Origin of the sequence: Treponema sp. (genome assembly GCF_051883275.1) — a bacterium.
In the GTDB taxonomy this organism is placed as follows: Bacteria; Spirochaetota; Spirochaetia; order Treponematales; family Treponemataceae; genus Treponema_D.
On sequence record NZ_JBJETK010000068.1, the window covers coordinates 65,507 to 85,172 of the forward strand.

At 42.8% G+C, this 19,666-nt stretch carries 13 protein-coding genes; 8 read left to right on the forward strand and 5 right to left on the reverse strand.

Annotation, left to right across the window (positions count from 1 at the left end):
- Position 1: 1 nt before the first annotated feature.
- The 3 genes from ACI4L0_RS10650 to ACI4L0_RS10660 are packed head-to-tail and all read right to left on the reverse strand — an operon-like array spanning position 2 to position 5,080.
- A complete protein-coding gene (locus ACI4L0_RS10650) occupies positions 2-2,533 on the reverse strand; it encodes a cytidylyltransferase domain-containing protein (RefSeq protein ID WP_439800152.1) in 2,532 nt (843 codons plus the stop codon).
- Entirely contained in the window at positions 2,530-3,486 is a 957-nt protein-coding gene (locus tag ACI4L0_RS10655) for a hypothetical protein (RefSeq protein WP_439800153.1), read from the reverse strand. The genes ACI4L0_RS10650 and ACI4L0_RS10655 overlap by 4 nt, the downstream gene beginning before the upstream one ends.
- Positions 3,461-5,080: a spiro-SPASM protein gene (locus ACI4L0_RS10660; protein ID WP_439800154.1), complete on the reverse strand. Its 1,620-nt coding sequence runs from the start codon at positions 5,078-5,080 to the stop codon at positions 3,461-3,463. The genes ACI4L0_RS10655 and ACI4L0_RS10660 overlap by 26 nt, the downstream gene beginning before the upstream one ends.
- Positions 5,081-5,140: 60 nt before the next feature.
- On the opposite strand from ACI4L0_RS10660, the gene xseA reads away from it, so the two are divergent.
- Genes xseA through mutL form a run of 3 tightly spaced genes read left to right on the forward strand, consistent with a single transcriptional unit; the run spans position 5,141 to position 8,533 of the window.
- Entirely contained in the window at positions 5,141-6,367 is a 1,227-nt protein-coding gene (xseA, locus tag ACI4L0_RS10665; RefSeq protein ID WP_439800155.1) for an exodeoxyribonuclease VII large subunit, read from the forward strand.
- Positions 6,368-6,407: 40 nt separating this feature from the next.
- Positions 6,408-6,710, forward strand: a complete 303-nt coding sequence (gene xseB / locus ACI4L0_RS10670; protein ID WP_439800156.1) for an exodeoxyribonuclease VII small subunit — start codon at positions 6,408-6,410, stop codon at positions 6,708-6,710.
- Complete coding sequence (gene mutL / locus ACI4L0_RS10675; protein WP_439800157.1) at positions 6,707-8,533, forward strand: DNA mismatch repair endonuclease MutL; 1,827 nt, start codon at positions 6,707-6,709, stop codon at positions 8,531-8,533. The genes xseB and mutL overlap by 4 nt, the downstream gene beginning before the upstream one ends.
- 12 nt (positions 8,534-8,545) lie before the next feature.
- Here the strand turns inward: mutL and ACI4L0_RS10680 are convergent, their stop codons facing one another.
- Positions 8,546-11,914, reverse strand: coding sequence for a tetratricopeptide repeat protein (locus tag ACI4L0_RS10680; protein ID WP_439800158.1), 3,369 nt, complete (start codon positions 11,912-11,914; stop codon positions 8,546-8,548).
- Positions 11,895-12,818 (reverse strand): tetratricopeptide repeat protein, encoded by a 924-nt coding sequence (locus ACI4L0_RS10685; RefSeq protein WP_439800159.1) that lies wholly within the window; start codon positions 12,816-12,818, stop codon positions 11,895-11,897. Before ACI4L0_RS10685 ends, ACI4L0_RS10680 begins: the two co-directional genes overlap by 20 nt.
- A 204-nt stretch (positions 12,819-13,022) precedes the next feature.
- On the opposite strand from ACI4L0_RS10685, the gene ACI4L0_RS10690 reads away from it, so the two are divergent.
- The 5 genes from ACI4L0_RS10690 (at position 13,023) to ACI4L0_RS10710 (ending at position 19,666) form a co-directional block, all read left to right on the forward strand.
- Entirely contained in the window at positions 13,023-14,327 is a 1,305-nt protein-coding gene (locus tag ACI4L0_RS10690) for an NCS2 family permease (RefSeq protein ID WP_439800160.1), read from the forward strand.
- Between the two features lie 276 nt (positions 14,328-14,603).
- Positions 14,604-15,971 (forward strand): tetratricopeptide repeat protein, encoded by a 1,368-nt coding sequence (locus ACI4L0_RS10695; protein WP_439800161.1) that lies wholly within the window; start codon positions 14,604-14,606, stop codon positions 15,969-15,971.
- Complete coding sequence (locus ACI4L0_RS10700) at positions 15,971-16,741, forward strand: metallophosphoesterase family protein (RefSeq protein ID WP_439800162.1); 771 nt, start codon at positions 15,971-15,973, stop codon at positions 16,739-16,741. Before ACI4L0_RS10695 ends, ACI4L0_RS10700 begins: the two co-directional genes overlap by 1 nt.
- Positions 16,707-17,636 (forward strand): transcriptional regulator, encoded by a 930-nt coding sequence (locus tag ACI4L0_RS10705; RefSeq protein WP_439800163.1) that lies wholly within the window; start codon positions 16,707-16,709, stop codon positions 17,634-17,636. The genes ACI4L0_RS10700 and ACI4L0_RS10705 overlap by 35 nt, the downstream gene beginning before the upstream one ends.
- A 329-nt stretch (positions 17,637-17,965) precedes the next feature.
- Entirely contained in the window at positions 17,966-19,666 is a 1,701-nt protein-coding gene (locus ACI4L0_RS10710) for a GAF domain-containing SpoIIE family protein phosphatase (protein WP_439800164.1), read from the forward strand.

The window sequence follows — 19,666 nt, forward strand, 5'->3', positions numbered from 1 at the left end:
TTTAAGATTTTATTTTTTTGCAGTACACTTCAAAGGTATCTCCCAGCCTGAAAAATCTGCATGCGCTCCCTAGAACTTTCATCAGGAACGGGTTTGTAAAAAATTTTGATTTTCTTGCCAGAGGAAGACGCTCGGGATGAATTCCTGTTGAAACGATTTTTACAACTTTAAATCCGTATTTCCGCAGAATTTTTTTTGCGCACTTTGAGTTCCAGATTGTATAGTGATCCGCAGGGCTTTTCCTGTAAAATTCATCAGTGCAAAAACGCGCGCTCACACCGTCGCCAGATGGAGTGCTGAATGCGAATATTCCGCCTTCCTTTACAAGAGATGAAACCTTTTTCAAAACTTCGTCAAGGCTGGAAAAATGCTCAATCACATACCACATAGTCACGGCATCAAAATGCTCAACGCCAAATTCTGAAACAAAATCCGCATCAGGAAATTTCACGCAGCTAGCAGGAAAATTAAGCTCATGCTGAACATAGTCAACTGCATCCTGAGAAACATCCGCACCAAAAACCTGCCAGCCTGAATCATTCGCAGCGGAAAGGAACGGCCCCATCGCACAGCCTATGTCAAGAACAGACGGCATATCTCTTGAAGACATTCTTGTTATGCGGTAGAAAAAATCTATGTAGGACATGCGCCTCATGCACGCTGTCTTTATAGAATAAAAATCCTCAAGATAAGTTTTTCCATACTGCTTTTTGTAGTCATCAAAAAAATAAGAATGGCTGTATTCAGTCTGCTCAGTTTCAGACGTCCATGACATATAGGTTATTCCGCAGCACAGACATTTTCTGTAAGTTCTGTCCTTTGTTCTGGCTGCTATTTTATTTTTGAATCCCGAACAGCTGCGGCAGACAGGACATTCAAAATGTTTTCCCATGGAAAGTTTTTTCATAAAGCCTGAAAAGCTCTCTGAATTTTCCACAAGTTTTTCAGCTGAAAGATTTTCTGTTTTTTCAAGAAGATGCTTTATTTCCCGGCTGTTGATTTTTTTAGGTGAAAGACATTTGAAACCGTTGCAAGAAGCCAGACGCGCATGCAGCGGCGTTGAAGACAAAAGCAGAACTGCACATCCAGCGCCAGCAGCTTCATAAGCCGTAAATCCAAAATGCGTAACTACAAGATCATACTTAAAAAGTTCATTCTTTAAATTTTCAACAGGCGCAGAAACTGTTATAAATTTTTTCAGATCACCCGGAATATTTTTTTCAATTTCAATGGCGGAATTTTCTGACGATGCAACAGCAAAAACGTGAACTTTATTTTCTGCAAGAGAAACAGCGGATTTAAAAAGAAGTCCGGCAGGATCTTCACCGCCGACACAAACCAAGGCTGTGTTTATCTTAGAGGGAAATGAAGAACGCTTTTTTTCCGGCATGGGAATAAACGATGGATTATAGAAATTCACATTTCGATTGGAATTAAGCCTCGGAAGAACATCTACCAAATACTCTGCATATTCGTTGGTTAAATTTCCTTCATCAATTCCAACAACAGGAACTGCCGCTGCAACAGAACCAATAAATTCTGTATCAGAACAGAACATATCGACAACCGCAAGAGAATATTCAGAAAAGTCATTGATTTTTTCTACAATCTGAAAATCTTTAAGACCGCGGGCTTTGTATTTTTCAAGAATATCCAAACGCTGGGTTAAATCAGCGTTATCAGGCATATAGAGATCCCATTTATTTTCAACAGCGAGCTCAAGGCATCTTCTTAAATGCCCTGTTCCATGCCCCTTCTTTAAAGACGGAATCAAAACAACAGGATTTTTCACAGCAGGAACTGAAACCGCGCTGATAATATCTCTGGCTGAATAAGGCTTAGGCGCATTTTTTTCTTCAAGAATATCTACAATTTTTTGTGCTCTTCTATAATCAAATACTGTGTCAACTGTGGTTCTGTATTCAGGATAATTAAAATTCTGCGGTGCCTTCAAAAAAATGCAGTTATAATTTTCTGAATGATTGTAGAGAGCAGGTCCAACATGTTCATGATCGTAAGGCAAATTTGTACGCGAAGCAGCGTCAAGCAAAGATGCCGCGGTGAACACCTCCACACCGCTTCCGTGCGGAAGACCTGAAAAAGTTATATAATCAACGGACGAATTTTTTGATCTTGAAAAATACTCATCAACCAGTTCCTGCGCAGCTTCATAAAACAAAAAAGGATTATCGGCAGTTGCCCGCACAACAACATCAGCCTTTGAAAGTTTTATTACATCACAGAATCTTTCAAGAACATCTGTCTGTGAACCGGAATAAAAATTCCATCCGCACTTTTCAGCAACAGGCTCAAGCTCAGTTTTGCTTTCATTGTCTACAGCAAGAAAATAAGCTGAAGCTTTTACTTTTTTCATTGCCGCCAAAGTCCATTCAAGAATCGGTTTTCCAGCAAGATTTAAAAGAGCCTTTCCAGGAAGCCTTGTGGAAGAAAGCCTGCACTGAACAATCACAACAACTTTTTTTCTTTCAGGAATTATTTTTTTTATGACATCCTGTATTTTTTTTAAATTCATTTTTTTCCCCAGTTTTCAATAAGAGAAACCGCATCTAACTTAAATCTATACTGATTTTCCCTTGTCCATCTAACAGCATCCTTGAACTGTCTCATTGACTCTACAAAGCCGCAGGAGCTTTTCAGTTTAAAAATGAAATAAGAGTACCAAGGAATTTTTGCATGGTCTGATAAAAAAACAGGCAGAAGATTCTTTAAATAAAACCTAAGGTACGAAATATCCACCGTTAGGTTTTCTTCCGGAATATTTCCGCTGTATTTAAACTCAAAAAATGATGACAGATTTATTTTTTCACCCCAGAGCCATGCCCTGAAAAACAAATCTATTTTCTGCCAATACTCGGATGAAATTGTATAGTCAGCTCCTCCAAGAAGAATAAATTTTTCACGATCATAAAAGCCCGCATAATCCGCAGGATACAACGAAGGCTGGCCGTCAGCAAAAAAAGAATCAACCCCGACTTCAAAAACTGATTTTCTTGCAGAAGGAAAAAATGAAACAGGAAGCTTTGTAAATGAAGAAGACAAAAGCTTGGGCGCAATACAGAACTGTTTTTTTCTTGCAAATTTTTCAGCCATGGATGCATCAAAGGAAAATTTATCAAGACACATTTCTTCCTGAACAACCAGAACGTAGGGAGTCTGCGCTTCATAAAAAGCAAGATTCAAAAGTTCACCCTGAGAAACGGAATCCAAGACAACAAGAAATTTCACGGTAGGAAACTGGCGCGCAAGCAAATCAACAGACTTTTGCTCCGACTTTGGACTGACACTTATAATTTTTTCAAATCTTTTTTGAAGAAGATTTTCAATGACACGTGCCCTGTAGTGCCTCCCTGATCTGCTGAGAACAACACAGGTAACCGGCATGAGAGCCTGCCTTGGATTTTCAGAGCCGCCAAGGACAATATAGGAAACTTTGCGCTGATTAAAAATTGAAGGTATAGTATTCATCGCACTCCCTGCATTTTTCGCCGTATTTTTTTTCAAGCTGAAGCTCAACGTGCGAAAACATTTTCTTCCATATATTTTCAATTCCCTCGTCAAATGCATTTCCTACCGGGGAAAGCAAAAATTCCCGGCACAAAGGCACATCGCCGCCGCACAAAATTGTCATATCGCGCTTTAAATGCCAGCAGACATTTCTTTCCAGCGGAGAAAGATCAGCGGGCTTTCTTGCGCCAAGCATTTTGCAAAAGTCATCATATTTTTGTATTATCAAATTTCCGCCGGACGGTGAATCCTTTGCATGCCAAAATCTATAGAAGGCTTCAAGCTCAGCTTCATTTTCATTCATGCGCATAAACTGCGGATAGACTGCACCTGGAAAAAATTTATTCAAAAGTGAAACAGAATTCACCGCCGCATTAAAATTTCCCCCGGAAAAAATTTTGCTGTACATGGCTTCACTGAATGAATCAACTGACACAATCCACGTCAAAGGAAGTTTTCCGTCTTTTCTTTTTCCAGCGCGCTCTGAAATTTCATGCAGTCTGAATGCGAGCTGCTCAGTCACAAGAGTGCCGTCAGTTTCAATAAGAACAGAAATCCCTGAATGTCGCAAAGCTTCTTCAACAAAATCCGCAAGCTCCGGATTAAGCAGAGGCTCTCCCCACGCGCCAAGTCCGACAACAGCATCTTCTGAAAAATTTTCTATCTGATTCATCAGGGCTGAAAATTTTTCAAGGCTCAGATTTCTGGGATTCGGATTTTCGTTTTCAAGCGGAAAAAATCCGTATTTATTTTTAAAGCTGTCTGGATAAGGATTGTAAAACGGAACAGCGCGGCAATTTTCAGAAATCTGTATATTATAGAAAGCCGGAAGTGTATGCTGGACGGACGCAGTTTTTTCAGCAAGCGAAGAAAGCTCATCCGCTGTGAATGGAACTGAATTTTCCAGCGCAGCCTCATAGAGCCTTTTGCACGCAACAAAATTACGCTTCTGCGAACACGAAAAATCAAGCCTGAGCATTCTATAATCCTTCGGGGCAAGCACAGATTCGATTTCAAAAGAATTTATATCAGCCTTCATGACATTGAAAACTGATTCATTTGAAACAGGAAGATTTCCAAGCTCCCGGTGGGTTTCGCAGGCAAAAGCCGACAATATCTTTAAAGTTCCGCTGCTTATGATTTCTGGAGAAAAGCCGCAGGGATAGCCGTCAGCAAATGTATATTCTGAAATATAGTCCCGGTGGTTTTTAATAAGTTTTTCTGTAAGCGCAGAATCAATAAACGGCCTGGAGGCAATGGAATAAACGGCGTTGTCAGCGCAGCGGCTCAAAACCTGAGATGACATTTCCTGAAGCAACTCCGCAGTATTCCAGCTTTCTCTTGAAACAACGCTTATATCTTTTCCTGAGATTCCCGACACGCAGGACTCCACAAGCTCTCTGACATTTCCGCAGCAGGCAACAGAAATTCCGCACAACCCGGAAATTCCGCCAGCCCATTCAAGGCATCTTTCAAAAGCTGATTTTCCGGAAAACACTTTGTCAAAAGCACGGCTGTCATTTTCGCCCGCATACAAAAAAACTAAATTCTTCATCATTTTATTATCGGAGTATACCTTGTCTAAATTAAACGGAATGTTTACAATCTATGGAAAATGGAAAATCAGAACGAAACAAAAAAGGATGCCGCGCTTACAGTCTCCCAGCTGACAGAGCTTATAAAAACAATGCTCGAAGGCTCTTTCCAGAACATAATACTGAAAGGCGAAATTTCAAATTTCAAGCCAAGCGCATCAGGGCATCTTTACTTTTCAATAAAAGATTCCGACTGCCAGATTTCAGCCGTGATGTTCAGGGGCGCAGCAGCCGCTCTCAACTTTGCCCCAAGAGACGGAATGTTTGTTCAGGCAAGGGGAAAAATAACAGTTTACGGTCCGCGCGGAAATTATCAGATTCAAATTTCATCAATGATAGAAGCCGGGGCTGGAAACATTCTGGAAATGATTGAAATGCGAAAAAGGAAACTTGCGGCTGAAGGACTTTTTGATTCCGGCAGAAAAAAAACCCTTCCGTTTTTTGCACAGACAGTCGGAGTTGTCACAAGCCCGAACGGAGCCGCCCTTCGTGATATTCTGAACATACGGAGCAGAAGGAACAGCAAAATCAGCATTGTAGTTTTTCCAGCCCTTGTGCAGGGAGAAACCGCAGCCGACAGCATAGCGCGTATGATACAAGCAGCCAACAGATACAAGCTCTGCGAAATTCTGATTGTCGGACGCGGCGGAGGCTCGCTTGAAGATCTGCTTCCGTTCAGCGACGAAAAAGTTGTGCGCGCAGTAGCAGACTCGGAGATTCCAGTAATTTCAGCGGTCGGGCATGAGATAGACTGGGCATTGAGCGACTTTGCAGCAGATGTCAGGGCGCCAACTCCAAGCGCGGCGGCGGAACTCGCATTCCCAAGAATAAGCGACATAGAAAACAGCATTTCACTTTTCAAGGAAAATATCCTCTCTGAAATGCAGAACAGAATAAATTCGCTTCGGCTGATGCTCAAAACCTTCGACCCTGAAAACATGAGGACAAGGCTTCAGAACATAGAGCAAAAATACTCGGAGAGATTTGACAAGGCTGTCACTTCGATCCATGACACAATGCTCGACATAATCAGGGAAAGAAGAGTCGGGCTGAATCTCTGCATTCAGGCTCTTGAAAACTGCAATCCGCAGAACATTCTCAACCGGGGATATTCGATAGTCTGCGATGAGGGCGGAAAAATAATCAGGAGCGCGGAAGGATTTTCGGGCGGAGAAAAAATTCAGATACGGCCGGCGAAGGGAATTATCCATGCGACTGTTGACAAAAGCGTTATCTCGGAAAACTGAAATTTTCCGGGAATCATAAAATAAACTGACGGAGAAAACAATGACAAATTTTGAAGAAAAACTAAAGCGGCTTGAAGAGCTTTCAGCTTCAATAAAAAGAAACGATATCAGCCTTGAGGACGCGCTCGGAAATTTCGAGGAAGGAATCAAGCTTGCAAAGTCCATGGAAAAAACGCTGGACGAAATGGAAGGCAAAATTCAGATTCTCATGAGCAGCCCCGCAGCTTCAGACAACGATGAAAAATCCGCTCAGGAAAAAAAACAAGGCGCAAAGGATTCAGGCGGCCCTGTACTGGGGCTTTTTGACGAATCATCTGAAATCATAGGAACCAGAAAAGCATGACACAGCAGCGGAGAGTCAGAATTCTCAATGCCGAAGTCGCAAGAAAAATTGCAGCCGGAGAAGTAATAGACAAGCCCTGCGCTATTGTCCGCGAATTCATGGACAATGCCGTGGACAGCGGCGCAAATAGAATCCGCGTTGAAATTTCAGGCGGCGGAATCGAAAAAATCCGCGTCATAGACAACGGCTGCGGCATGACAAAGGAAGATCTGTCGCAATGCGCACATCCGCACGCAACAAGTAAAATTTCAGCGGAGACAGATTTGCTGACACTTACAACGCTGGGTTTCAGGGGAGAAGCACTGTCGTCAATCGCGGCAGTGAGCCGGCTTGAAATAAAAAGCGGCGGATGGAAAATGAGCGCGGCGGCCGCAGAAGAAAGAGTAATTGAGCCATGCGCAGCAACGGATGGAACAATCGCACAGTCGTCCGGGCTGTTTGAAAATTTTCCAGCGCGCAGGCAGTTTTTAAAACGCCCGGCATCAGAGGGAATGCAGTGCAAGCTTATATTTGAAGAAAAAATTCTTCCGCGCCCTGACATTTCATTTTCATTTTCAAGCGACGGCGAAGAAAAACTTTCAGTTCCAGCAGGACAATCACTCAAGGAACGCTTTGTCCAGACAAGCGGAATGTTTGAAAGCAGCGATTTGTTTTATGAACTGAATCATGAAGACCGCGAAAATTTATTTTCATTCACGCTCATAATCGGCGAGCCTTCTGTGGCAAGAAATTCGCGCAAGGATATTTCGATTTATGTAAACAAAAGAAAAATACAGGAGTATTCCCTTGTGCAGGCTATTGTTTACGGCACACAGGGATATTTTCCGAACGGAACTTTTCCCGTGGCATGTCTTTTTGTCGACATAGATCCTTCGCTTGTGGACTTCAACATTCATCCTGCAAAACGGGAAGCAAGGTTCAAGGATATAAACGCCCTTCATCATGCAGTAAGCTCTGCCACAAGAAATTTTTTCAAGCAGTACACTGTAAAATCCATGCTTTCCCAGAATTCTGCGGACGAAGGTGAAAACATTCATTCAGCTGAGCTTTCATTTGCGGAGGAAGCAAAAAACAATTTTTGCATAGAGGAGCCGAATGCAAAGCCACATTTCCCGGAAGGACTTGCCTACCCGGATATAAGAAGACCCGCGGCAAGATCAAGTTTTTCCGCAGGAGATACCAGAAGCAGCTTTTTCAGGCCGAAGCCAGCCGGAGATTTTTTCCGCCCGATGAAGCCAAACTACATTACAGAGCCAAAAGCCGCTGATTCCAGCACAGAAGAAAATTTTCATTATACCGGATGCGCTCTTGGAACTTTTATAATTGCAGAAAAAGATGAAACCCTGTATATAATCGACCAGCACGCAGCGCATGAAAGGATGATTTACAATCAGATTATGGCGGAAAGCGGACAAAGGCAGGCTCTTCTTGTTCCGTATACAGTGCAGACAGATTCCGCCGCAGACGACAATTTTATCCGCGCCATTCAGGAAAAACTTGAAGAAGCCGGATTTTCATGCAGGGACTGCGGAAGCGGAAAATGGGAATTTTCAACAGTGCCGGTAAGATGGAAAGGCACGGAAGAAGACTTGAAGAAGGATGTTCTGGACAGAAGAATAAATCCATCGGACATGATAAATGCGGCAGCGGCCTCCGCAGCATGCAGAAGCGCAGTTATGGACGGAACAGTTCTGGATGATGAAACAGCACGGAAAATTGCCAAGGGCGCGCTTGAGCTGCCTGATCCGCACTGTCCCCATGGCCGCCCTGTTTATACAACTATAACAAGGCAGCAGCTTTTTTCACTTGTAAAAAGGACATAAGCGCCAAAACTGTCACTGAAGCTCAGAAAGAAGCCCGGACACTTCAGCGGCCTTAAAGTCAGGAGCGCGGGACTGAAGATAAAGCAGATATTTTTCAGCTCCCTCGCTGTCGCCCTGTGCAAGACAGACTTTTGAAAGCTCAAGGAACAGCTGCCATGAATTAGGCTGCTTTTTTACAAGATCCTCATAAATTTCCCTTGCGCTCTTATACTCCTTTGCAGAAGTGTATGACTTTGCAAGGTTCTCCTTAACTGTCAGATTCAGCGGATCTATATCCATGGCATTTTTATAATACTTTATGGAATTCTTATAGTCACCGGTATCTCTGTATGCGCTTCCAAGATTATTGTTCACTTCAAAATTCCCAGAATCACTTTTGTACGCCTTGAGCAAAAGCGCAATAGCAGCTTCAGGCTCTCTGTTTTCAAGAAGAATCATTCCCAAGTTTGTGTTTGCCTTTACATGCTTTGAATCAAGCGACAAAGTTTCCTGATAGAGGCGTATCGCTTCAGTTTGGTTTCCTGTTTCCTGGTTCAAAAGTCCGTAGTTATATGAAATATTCGCCTTCACTTCAACTGAAGTTTTTTCCCGGCCGTCATAAGCCCTCTTTGCAAAATCAAGAGCTTCATTCTTTTTTCCCTGCGCAAACATCACTGTAGAAAGATTATAGAACGTAAGGGCATTTTTTTCCGCAGTTGAATCAGGACATGAAAGCGCCTTCAAAAAGTTCTGTTCAGCCAGGGCATACTCACCCATTTCCGAATAGCAAGAGCCAAGCTCCTGATAAGTCTGCGCGCGGTTTGGATTTATTTTTAGTGCGCTGGAAAATGACTTTACAGCATCAGGATAATTTTTCTGCTCAAACAGAATATGACCTGCGCCCATATAAGCATTTTCGTAATCAGGCTTAATAGAGCTGGCGGATCTGTAATGCGACAGGGCTTCATCTTTTTTCCCGAGCTTTTCACAGACAAATCCTGAATTATAATGAGCCGGCGCAAACTTTCCGTTCAGTCTTATTGAATTCTTAAAAGCTTCAAGAGAGTCTGCATATTTCTTGCGCATTGCAAGAACTCTTCCAAGCTGATAAAAATACATGCTGTTGTCAGAATCTTTTTCAACAGCTCCCCTCAAATAATTTTCAGCGGAAGCATAATTTCGCTTTTCAATTCCATCCATTCCAAGGATAAACATAACGTTGGGTTCTTCCTTAGATTTCTCATAGGATTTTTCAGCGAATTTTACAGCTTCATCATTCAGAAATTTTTTATCCGCACCGGATTTTCTTTCCGAATTCTCAAAGAGCGCAGAAGCAGCCTCTCCGAGTTTTTTTCCTGAGAACACAGGATCATCCGCCAGAAGATTTTTTTCAGCGTTGTAGAATTCCGCGACAGCTTCCTTGTCCTTGTTTTCCGCAAGAAGACGCTTTCCCTGGGCAATAGAATTTTCCACAAGCTGCATTTTGCGCATACGCTCAGCTTCCTTTGCCTTCTGTTCAGCAAGAGCCTTTTCGGCGGCCTTTCGTTCAGCCTCGGCTTTTTTTGCAGCTGCCTCTCTTGCAAGTTTTTCTTCCTGTGCTTTTTTTGCTGCTGCGGCTTGCTTTGCGAGTTTTTCTTCCTGCGCTTTTTTTGCAGCGGCTGCCTTTCTGGCTCTTTCCGCTTCCTGGGCTTTTCTTTCTTTTTCTTTTTTCTCTTCAAGCGCCTTTTTTTCCGCAGCGGCCTTTTCGTCCTGAATCCTCTGCTCTTCCAGCTCGCGATGCTTTTGCGCTTCATTCTGCCGGCGCAATATTTCCGCATCAGAAAGAATAGGATTTCCGTTTTCATCAAAGCCGAATTCACCAACGTCAATTCCGTCCCTGAGCGCCTTTTCCACAGCGAGTTTTTTCAGGGCGGAAATTTTTTCTGCGTTTTCTCCGGAGGAATCCAGGCTGTTCAAAAGAATCAGCGCATCCTCGTATTTTCCCTCGTCAATAAGCTTCTGGGCAAGCTCCAGTTTTTCCTGCTCGGAAAGCCCGGCCGCGGACTGCAAAACATTCGCCTGTTTTTTCATCCGCTCTATGCGATCCTTGAGCATGCGGGCTTCTTCATTGTCACCGTCAACGGAAATCAAATCCAAAAGCTCAAGAGCTTCGCTGTACATTCCGCTGTCAATAAGATTCTGAATCAACGGCAAAAGCTCACTGATTCTTCCCTCTGAAATAAATTTTTCAACAGCAGCCTTTTTCAACTCCATGATTTTATTTTTCAAGGGACTGTCAGGAGAAACGTTTATCGCGCTTAAAATTTTTATTGCCGACTCAACATCTCCGCTGTCAATGAGATTCTGAATGAAATCAAAAATCTCCTGTTCACGTCCGTTTTCACAGGCCTTTTGAAATGCCTCGGAAATCAAGGCGGAAATTCTTTGCCTCAAATTTCTTGCGGCCTCAGAGTTTCCGCTGGCATCAATTCCAATCAGAATTTCCAGGGCTTCCGCGTATCTTCCCTGTTCAATCAGTTTTTGCGCAAAAGCAAGAAGCTCTTCTGTATCCATCTTGGAAACAACGCCGCCGTCTCCTCCGAAAAATCCAGAGCCTTTCAAAACAAAAAATCCAGCTCCGGCTATCAACGCCAAAAGGAACATGATAAGAACGGCCGCTTTTTTTCCGTTATTCTTTTTTCCACCTGAATCTTTTTTTTCAGGAGGAACTTCAGGAACACTTCCAGATGATACAGGAGACGCCGAAGTTTTTTCTTTTATATCTGGCAAGGCAGAAGATGCTGAAGCAAAAATAAATTCATCAGCCTTTTTTTCTTTTTCCAGAGCCACCGAAGCCGCCGCTGTTGAATCAGGAATTTTTTTCGCTTCCGAGACCGATGGCTTTTGTGCCGCCGCTGTAGTTTTTACAGTTGAAGAGGACACAGTTTTTGCTGTGGAAATTTTTGCCGCAGCAGGTTTTACAGATGCGCTTTTTACTGTCGAAATTTTTGCTTCAGAAATTTTTGAAGATGATGCTTTTGCAGCTGAAGTTTTTGACGCAGCAGTTTTCGCAGGCGATGTTTTTGTTGCTGTAGTTTTTACAGATGAAGATTTCACCGCCGAAGTTTTTGATGCGGCTGATGTTTTTTTTACGCCCGCGCTTGAAGCCGCAGATGCCCGCACGGCCGAAGATTTTTCCAAAAGCCCAGTTGATTTTTTTTCAGCAACGGACTTTGATGCCACAGTTCTTCTGCGGACAGCAGTTTTTTCTTCAGTATTCCCATCGCTGGCTTTTTTTTCAGCCGGAGCCTTCTTTTTTGCCACAGAAGAAGCGGAAGTCGCAGCAGTTTTTTTTGCGGCGGCAGTTCTTCTTACTGTTGTTTTTTTTTCATTTTCAAGTTCTTTATTCGAGTTCTGATTCATAGCCATAGTCTATTGTTCCTTCTGCACCAGCAGCCATATTTGATGTTTCTGAATTCTGTAGCGAAGCAGCCACATCCTCCAGCAGTTTTCTTCTCCGTGCGGCATCTTCCTCCGCCTTTCTTGCATCCGCTTCCCTCTGGGCTTTTAGAGCCGCTTCCTGGCTTGCCTTCTGCTCCTGAAGCATCCGCTCAAACTCTGCGCGCTGCTGCTCCAAACGGGCTTCCTGCTCAGCCATTTTCGCCTCAAGCTCCGCAGTTCTATCCTTTTCGTCCTGAATCTGCTTTTGAGCCGCCTGCTGTTCCATTGCAGCCTGAATAAGGGCAGCCTCTTCCCTCAGACGCTTCTCCTCAGCAAGCTTTTCCTCCTCTGCCTTTTTGAATCCTTCAAGCAAAGCTATAATGCGCTCAATTTCCGGCTTCTGCCTGTCGTTTGGAGAAAGGTCAAGATAAAGCTTGTAATCCTCCAGACTCTGAAGGAATTTTTCCTGCTTCAGCTCCGCATTGGCGCGGTTCAAAACAGGAGGCGCATAAAGCCTGTTTGCGGCAATGGCAAGCGAGTACCATTTTTCCGCCGAAGAATAATCCTCCATCGCAAAGCAAACATTTCCTGCATTGAACGCAAGGACTTTCTTGTCAGTGCCTGAAACTTTCATTCCTTCAGTGCAGACTTCAAGGCTTTCCTTATAAAGCCCCATTTTTTCATAGCAGAGAGCAAGATAATTGTATGCCTTGGGAAATTTTCCCGTGCTTATAGCAGACTTGAGATAGACAACCGCCTCTTCCGCCCTGTTTTCCTTAAAAAGCGATTCGCCCGTGGAAAAATCATCGCTCTGGGCAAAAGCATGCTGTGAAAACATAAAAAATGCGGAAAGAAAAAATATATGTATTTTCCTAAAAAATTTCATCAATATATTATCTGCAAATTCACTTCAATTTTTTAGGAAAAGATACGGAAATTCCTTTGCGCCGGCATTATCAATTTTTTTATGCATTGGAAACGATTTCAGGGAGAATTGAAAAACTGAATTTTTTAGAGTCTTCCGCTATGTAACTTTTTTTTCTTTCGTGATATACTTTTTTTCATATTATTTTTTTGGAGGAAATCTCTTATGGATCATTTTTTCAAAATCAAGGAGAGGGGTTCCACTGTAAGCCGTGAAATAATCGGCGGAATAACAACATTCCTTGCAATGTCCTATATTCTTGCTTTGAACCCAGGAATGCTCGGCGAAATAAAGGGAATGGCCTTCGGCGGAGTTTTCACAGCAACCGCGGTTTCAGCAGCCGTAGCAACCCTTGTCATGGCGTTTCTTGCAAATATGCCGGTGGCGCTCGCATCCGGAATGGGCCTGAATGCGTTTTTTACATTTACAGTATGCGGACAAATGGGATGCAGCTATCAGTTTGCCCTTACAGCGGTTCTTATCGAAGGACTTCTGTTCGTTGTGCTTTCATTCTTCGGAGTGCGCGAAGCAATCATCAAGTCAATTCCGACTACAATGAAAAAAGCTGTCACAGTCGGAATAGGACTTTTCATTGTCTTGATCGGACTCAACAATGCGGGAATCGTTTCATCTTCAAACGGAACAATCATCAGCTTTAATCCATTCGACATGAACCACCTTTCAGTGATTGTTGCCATCGCCGGACTTATAATAACAATCGTGCTTTATATACTGAAAGTTCCGGGCGCAATTCTTATCGGAATCGCAGCAACCACCGTTATCGGAATTCCTTTCGGCGTGACATCAGTGCCAAAGAATTTTTCTCCGGTTTCAATGCCGGCGGCTCCATTCCTGTTCAAGTTTGACTTTGCGAACGTGCTTTCACTGAAATTCTTCGGAGTTTTCTTTACATTCCTCTTTACAGATATTTTTGACACTATCGGAACTCTGATGGGTGTTGCCGAGCAGGGAAAGCTTGTGGATGAAAACGGAAATATTCCAAAGGCAAAGGAAGCACTCCTTGCAGACTCAATCGGAACTATCACAGGAGCCTGCCTTGGAACTTCAACCGTAACTTCATTTGTTGAATCCTCTTCAGGTGTTGCAGCCGGAGCGCGCACAGGACTTGCTTCAGTTGTCACAGCGGCATTTTTCCTTCTTGCTCTGTTCTTCACACCGCTTTTTGACCTTGTTCCATCCTGCGCCACAACTCCAGCCCTTGTTTTTGTAGGCTTCCTGATGATGCAGTCTGTAACTTCAATAGATTTTTCTGAAATCACAGATGGAATTCCTGCATTTATCACAATCATCGTAATGCCGTTCGGATATTCAATTTCAAAGGGAATAGCATTCGGAATGATTGCCTATGTAATTTCAAAAGTCGCAGGCGGAAAAGCAAAGGAAATTCCTGTTGTCACATGGATTCTTGCCGTTGTATTCGTATTTGCGCTCGCATTCAAGGCAATCTAAAATCCACATTCCAAGGAAACACAGAATAATCTCAAACGGATTGTTCTGTGCTTCCAGCCGGGATTTTTTCCCAGGCGCGGATAAATTGACATATTTAAAGAAAAAATGTAATTTTTTACCAGGGTATCTTTTAAAAACTCATTTACAGTGATTTTTTTACAGGTGCCGGCGGATTTTAAGCCGTTGTTTCAGCCTTAAAAGCCGCATTTTTAGAGCCACCTCGAAGAACTGAGGTTTTAGAGGTTTCCTCAAAATAATTTGATAGGCGGAATTTCAATGAATCTGACATCTGTAATTATAATAGGTGTTCTTATTGCATTTGTAGCCACAGCTTTTATATTTTTGATTAAAAATATAATAACCCCGTCAAAAATCGACGGAATTCCTAAGCTTATAAAAGACGGAAGACTTCAGGCTGCCCAAAGATGCGCAAAATCAGTAATCACAAAGAATCCAAGAAACTTTGTTGCACATTATTATCTGGGAAAGGCTTATCTCAAGGACGAAAAGCCGGAGCTTGCATTCATCGAATATAAAACCGTAAACCAGAATGCACTTTTCAACGGCGAAATTCCAGAGGCTCTGTTCAGAAAGGAAATGGCAGAGCTGTACCAAAGATTCAACCAGTCCGGGGAAGCCCTGAAGGAATACCTTCTTCTTACCAAGCTTGAGCCGAACAACCCGGACAACACATTCAAGGCCGCCGAAATTCTTGAAGAACAGGGCAACACAAAGCTTGCGATGGGCTTCTACCAGAAGACGCTTCTTTTGAACAAGCACAATCCAAAGGCCTATACTTCCGTGGGACGTCTGCTGCTCAGGGCAAAAAACTACAAGCAGGCAAAGCAGGCACTGGAAATGTCCATAAAGCTGAACCCGGAATCCTATGAAAACTACTATTACCTCGGAAAAGTCTGCAAGGAAACCAAGGAGCTTCCCACAGCAGTAAAGCTTCTTGAAAAAGCCGAGCGTTCCCAGGAATTCAGGCAGAAGGCTCTTGTGGAAAAGGGAGTCTGTCTTTTGATGGCAGACCAGCTTGAAAAAGCCATGGACAGCTTTGAGCGCGCCGTTGCAAATTCAAAAATTCCAAATTCGCAGGAAACCCTTTTTGCCCGCTATTTTCTTGGAATCTGCTACGAAAAAAACAGAAAGATTGAAAAAGCAATAGAGCAATGGGAAACAGTCTATAAATACAACAGCAAATTCAAGGATGTATCGTCCAAGCTGAATCAGTACAAGGAGCTTGAAACAAACGACGGCATAAAGGAATACCTCACATCGAACAACCAGCAGTTTCTGGAGCTGTGCAAAACAATACTTTTGTCCGGCTACAATCTTCAGTGCCAGAAATCAGACATCACACCGTACGGCTGCCAGATTCTTGCCACAGAAAAAAAGCAGGAAACATTCCTCAATGCAAAGCAGCAGTTTTTCCTTGCGCAGTTCTACCGCTCCACAGAAACAATGGAAGAAAGCCAGGTAAGAAAACTCGCGGACACAATAAAAGAAAAGGGATATATAAAGGGACTTCTTTTTGCAAGTTCCGATTTTTCGCACGCAGCCCAGGTTTATGCAGACAGCCGGCCGCTTGTCCTAATTCCCAAAAACACACTTGAATCACTGTTTATAAAGGCTGGTATCTGATGAAATTTCTTTGCGTCTCTGACCAGATTGACCCCTTAGTCTACTCTTCCACCGTAAAGGACAGATACGGAGACGTTGATGCGGTTTTCTGCGCCGGAGACCTTTCCATGGAATACGTGGATTTCATAGTAGATTCATTGAACAAGCCAACTTTCTTTGTTTTTGGAAACCACGATTTAAAGGAATACAAGTATTACAAGAACAAAACTCTTTCTGATGTCATTTTTTCAGGCGCCGCCATGAAATTCGAGGCAAGCAACATAGACCACGGCCACGGAGCCGACTATGTGAGCAACAGAAACGTAAGATGCAAGAACCTCAAATTCAAAAAGCCGGACGGAACATTCACGCCGCTTCTTATTTCAGGCGTCACAGGAAGCATGAGATATAACAACGGCCAGGCGCAGTTCACGGAAAGCCAGATGAAAAGGCAGCTCATCGCAATGATTCCCGGACTTTTATGGAACAAAATCAGGTACGGAAGATACTGCGATGTATTTTTGACACACGCATCCCCAAGGCATATTCATGACAAGGAAGATCCCTGCCACAGAGGATTTGATTGTTTTAACTGGTTTATAAAGAAATTTTCACCAGGGCTTATGATTCACGGCCACATACATCTGTATGATCTCCAGGCCACAAGGTGCACTGTCACTCAAAAAACGACAGTTGTAAATGTATACAGCCACCTTGTAGTAGAATACGAGCCAAATCTAAAAAAAGGAGCCAACATTGGAGCAGACATTTCTATCCTCTCAAACCGATGAGGATTTTTCAAAAGCAAGAAACAAGGCGTTTTTTAATGAAATACAGCATCTTCTGAATCCGGAGGAAGCCAAGCTCATTTCATTCACCGACATAAAAAAAATGCTCAAGCCAAGCAACGAAGTGTACAAGGGAATGCAGGTCGTTCCCATAAGCCTTATTGTCGGAAGCGAAGGCCGCTACAAGGACTTTGACAACCACTTTCTGCCAAAGAGCAACTTCCTTAAATCCCGCTGGGAGCATGTCGACATGGCGCATTACAAGGACATAACGCTTCCTCCTGTAAGCCTTTATGAGCTGGGCGGACTGTATTTTGTAAGAGACGGAAACCACCGTGTCTCTGTCGCAAAAATGAAGGGCATAGAAAACATCGATGCTGAAGTTGTAAGCCTTCAGAGCGAAATAAAGCTAAAGCCCGGAAGCACAAGGGAGCAGATGGAAAAGCAGGTCATTGAATACGAAAAGCGTGTTTTTTACGCAGAAACATGCTTCGGAGACATTACTGACTACTGGTGCCTGAATTTCAGCACGCCCGGACAGTATGACCTTATCTACAATCATATCCTCTGCCATAAATACTACATAAATTCAGGAAAATCAGAGGAAGTCACCATGGAAGAAGCGATTCTCTCATGGTTCAACAATGTATATCTCCCTGTGATAAAGGCCATAGAAAGCAGAAAAATCATAAAAAGCTTCAAGGGCAGAACACTTTCAGACCTTTATGTGTTCCTCATAAAATACTGGGACGAGTTGAAAAAAAGGCTCGGGAACGATTTTCCACTGGAAGCCGCAGCGGAAGATTTTTCAAGGAAATACAAGAAGCTTTCCCTCTACAGGCGAATAAAAAATTTCCTTGCGCGCCGTAAAATGCGCAAAGACCTGAAAAACAGCTGATCACAGGAGAATATTTTTAGCATTTTGAACTATTAAAATCCACTATTTATGCCGATAATAATACAGGGGGAACGGACAATTCTGAAAATACGATGTTTTAAGCTGTGCTGTTCAACAACTTAAAACCCGCATGAATTTTCTTAAGATTCGTTCAATGAAAAAACTTGACGGTACAATAGTTCAATGCTAAAATATATATATTTCTTTTGCTTTAGCTCCCTTTTGCAAGCAAAAGATTTTGTTTTTAGCTTCAAGGAACCCTCGGAAAGCTGTTGGAAATGAGTTTTTTGAGGTGCCTATAACAGAATTTTGTACAAGGAGCAGACACCTTGATTTTAGACGACAAATTTGCATATATTCCTCTTTTTGCGGTTTCTGTGATTTGCACATTTTTATTTGTGTTGTTTATTTTGATACGCAAAAAGAAAACCGCAAGGGTAAGCCTTATAGCACTTCTGGCAGATTTGATCATAGGCATAGGAAGCCTTGTTGCGGCATTAAAGGAAGTGGCAGGGGAAGGAAATTACTTTGCATATTTTTCCGCGGCGGTTTCAATCGCAGCTCTGATTTTAATTCCTTACTGTATAATACTATATACATTTGAGCCCAAAAAAATTGAAAAGCTTGTTCCGCATTATGTCAATGTAGCAGAGGAAAAATCTTATTCCGAGGCAATAATGAAGCAAACAGCACAGCAGCAGAAATTAAATCAGCCGGACGAAGCTGAGTCGCGCGCAATAGAAATCAGCTATTCATTTTCCGCAAAGGCTTCTGAAGCCCTTTCAGAAAAGAATGGAATGAATACGCTGCTTGACTACATAAACAAGACAATCAAAGAAGAAATAAACGCAGACGGAGGCGCAATCCTCATGGTGGATGACTTTGAGGATCTTATCACGGTGCGCTCATTTGACGGAGATTTTCCGCCGCCGTATAAGCTTCCAAGCGATATGCCCCATAAGCCTATCCGCATAGCAACGAATTTCAAGTTTGCCTCGTTCCCGCTCAGAGAAAATATATTCGGTGAAATAGCAACAGCCGGCAAGCCTGAGCTCATTACAAAGCCTGAAAATGATGCAAGAATCTATCAGAACGGGCCGGAAGATTTCCTTGAATGTGGAAGCTACATAATGATTCCTATAAAAACACAGGATTCTGTTATCGGTGTGGCTGCTTTTGCAAGAACAAAGGCACACGATGTGTTCACAGAGGAAAATCTAAAGACAGCTACTCTGATTACAGATTTTGCAGCAACGTCAATAAAAAGCATTGTTACAGTAAAAGATATAATTGAGCATAATGACCTTTTGAAAGAAGCAGAAATCGCCTCAAAAATCCAGGATATGCTTCATCCTGCAAAGCTCCCTCCCCTTCCCGGTATTCAGCTGGGAACAATATGGAATCCAGAGGAAGGTGTCTGCGGTGACTATTACGATGTTATTGTTTCACGCAAGGACAGAGTTTCCTTTGTTATGAGCGATGTTGCAGGAAAAGGGATCAACAGCGTTATCGTTATGTCTATGCTGCGCGCAATGATTCGTCTTGTTGTAAATACAAAGAAAACAGCAGGAACAATACTTGAATGGGTAAACCATGGAATTGCGGCAGAAAGCTTCAGCACAGACCATTTTGCTTCGTGTGCGCTTATAAACTATGATCCTGTAAAGAAAACCGCTGAAATCGCAACAGGCGGCACAACTCCTGTGTATTATTACAGCAGTGAAAAAAATGAAATACAGAAGATATCAACTCCTAGCGAGCCAATAGGAGTTGACAAGGATTCTCAGTATAAAGACATCTTGCAAGATATTAAAACTGGTGATATTCTTATTACATACACAGATGGTTTGGTGGAAGCCCTCAATGAAGAAGGCCAGCAGTATCCAAAGGATTCCCTGCTGAAGATAATTTCATCAAATGCAAAATCAACAGGTAAGGATATTGCAAATCTTGTAAAGTCTGATATTAAGAAGTTTATAGGCAACAGTACTCTACATGATGATCAGTCGTTGCTAGTAATAAAATTTTAA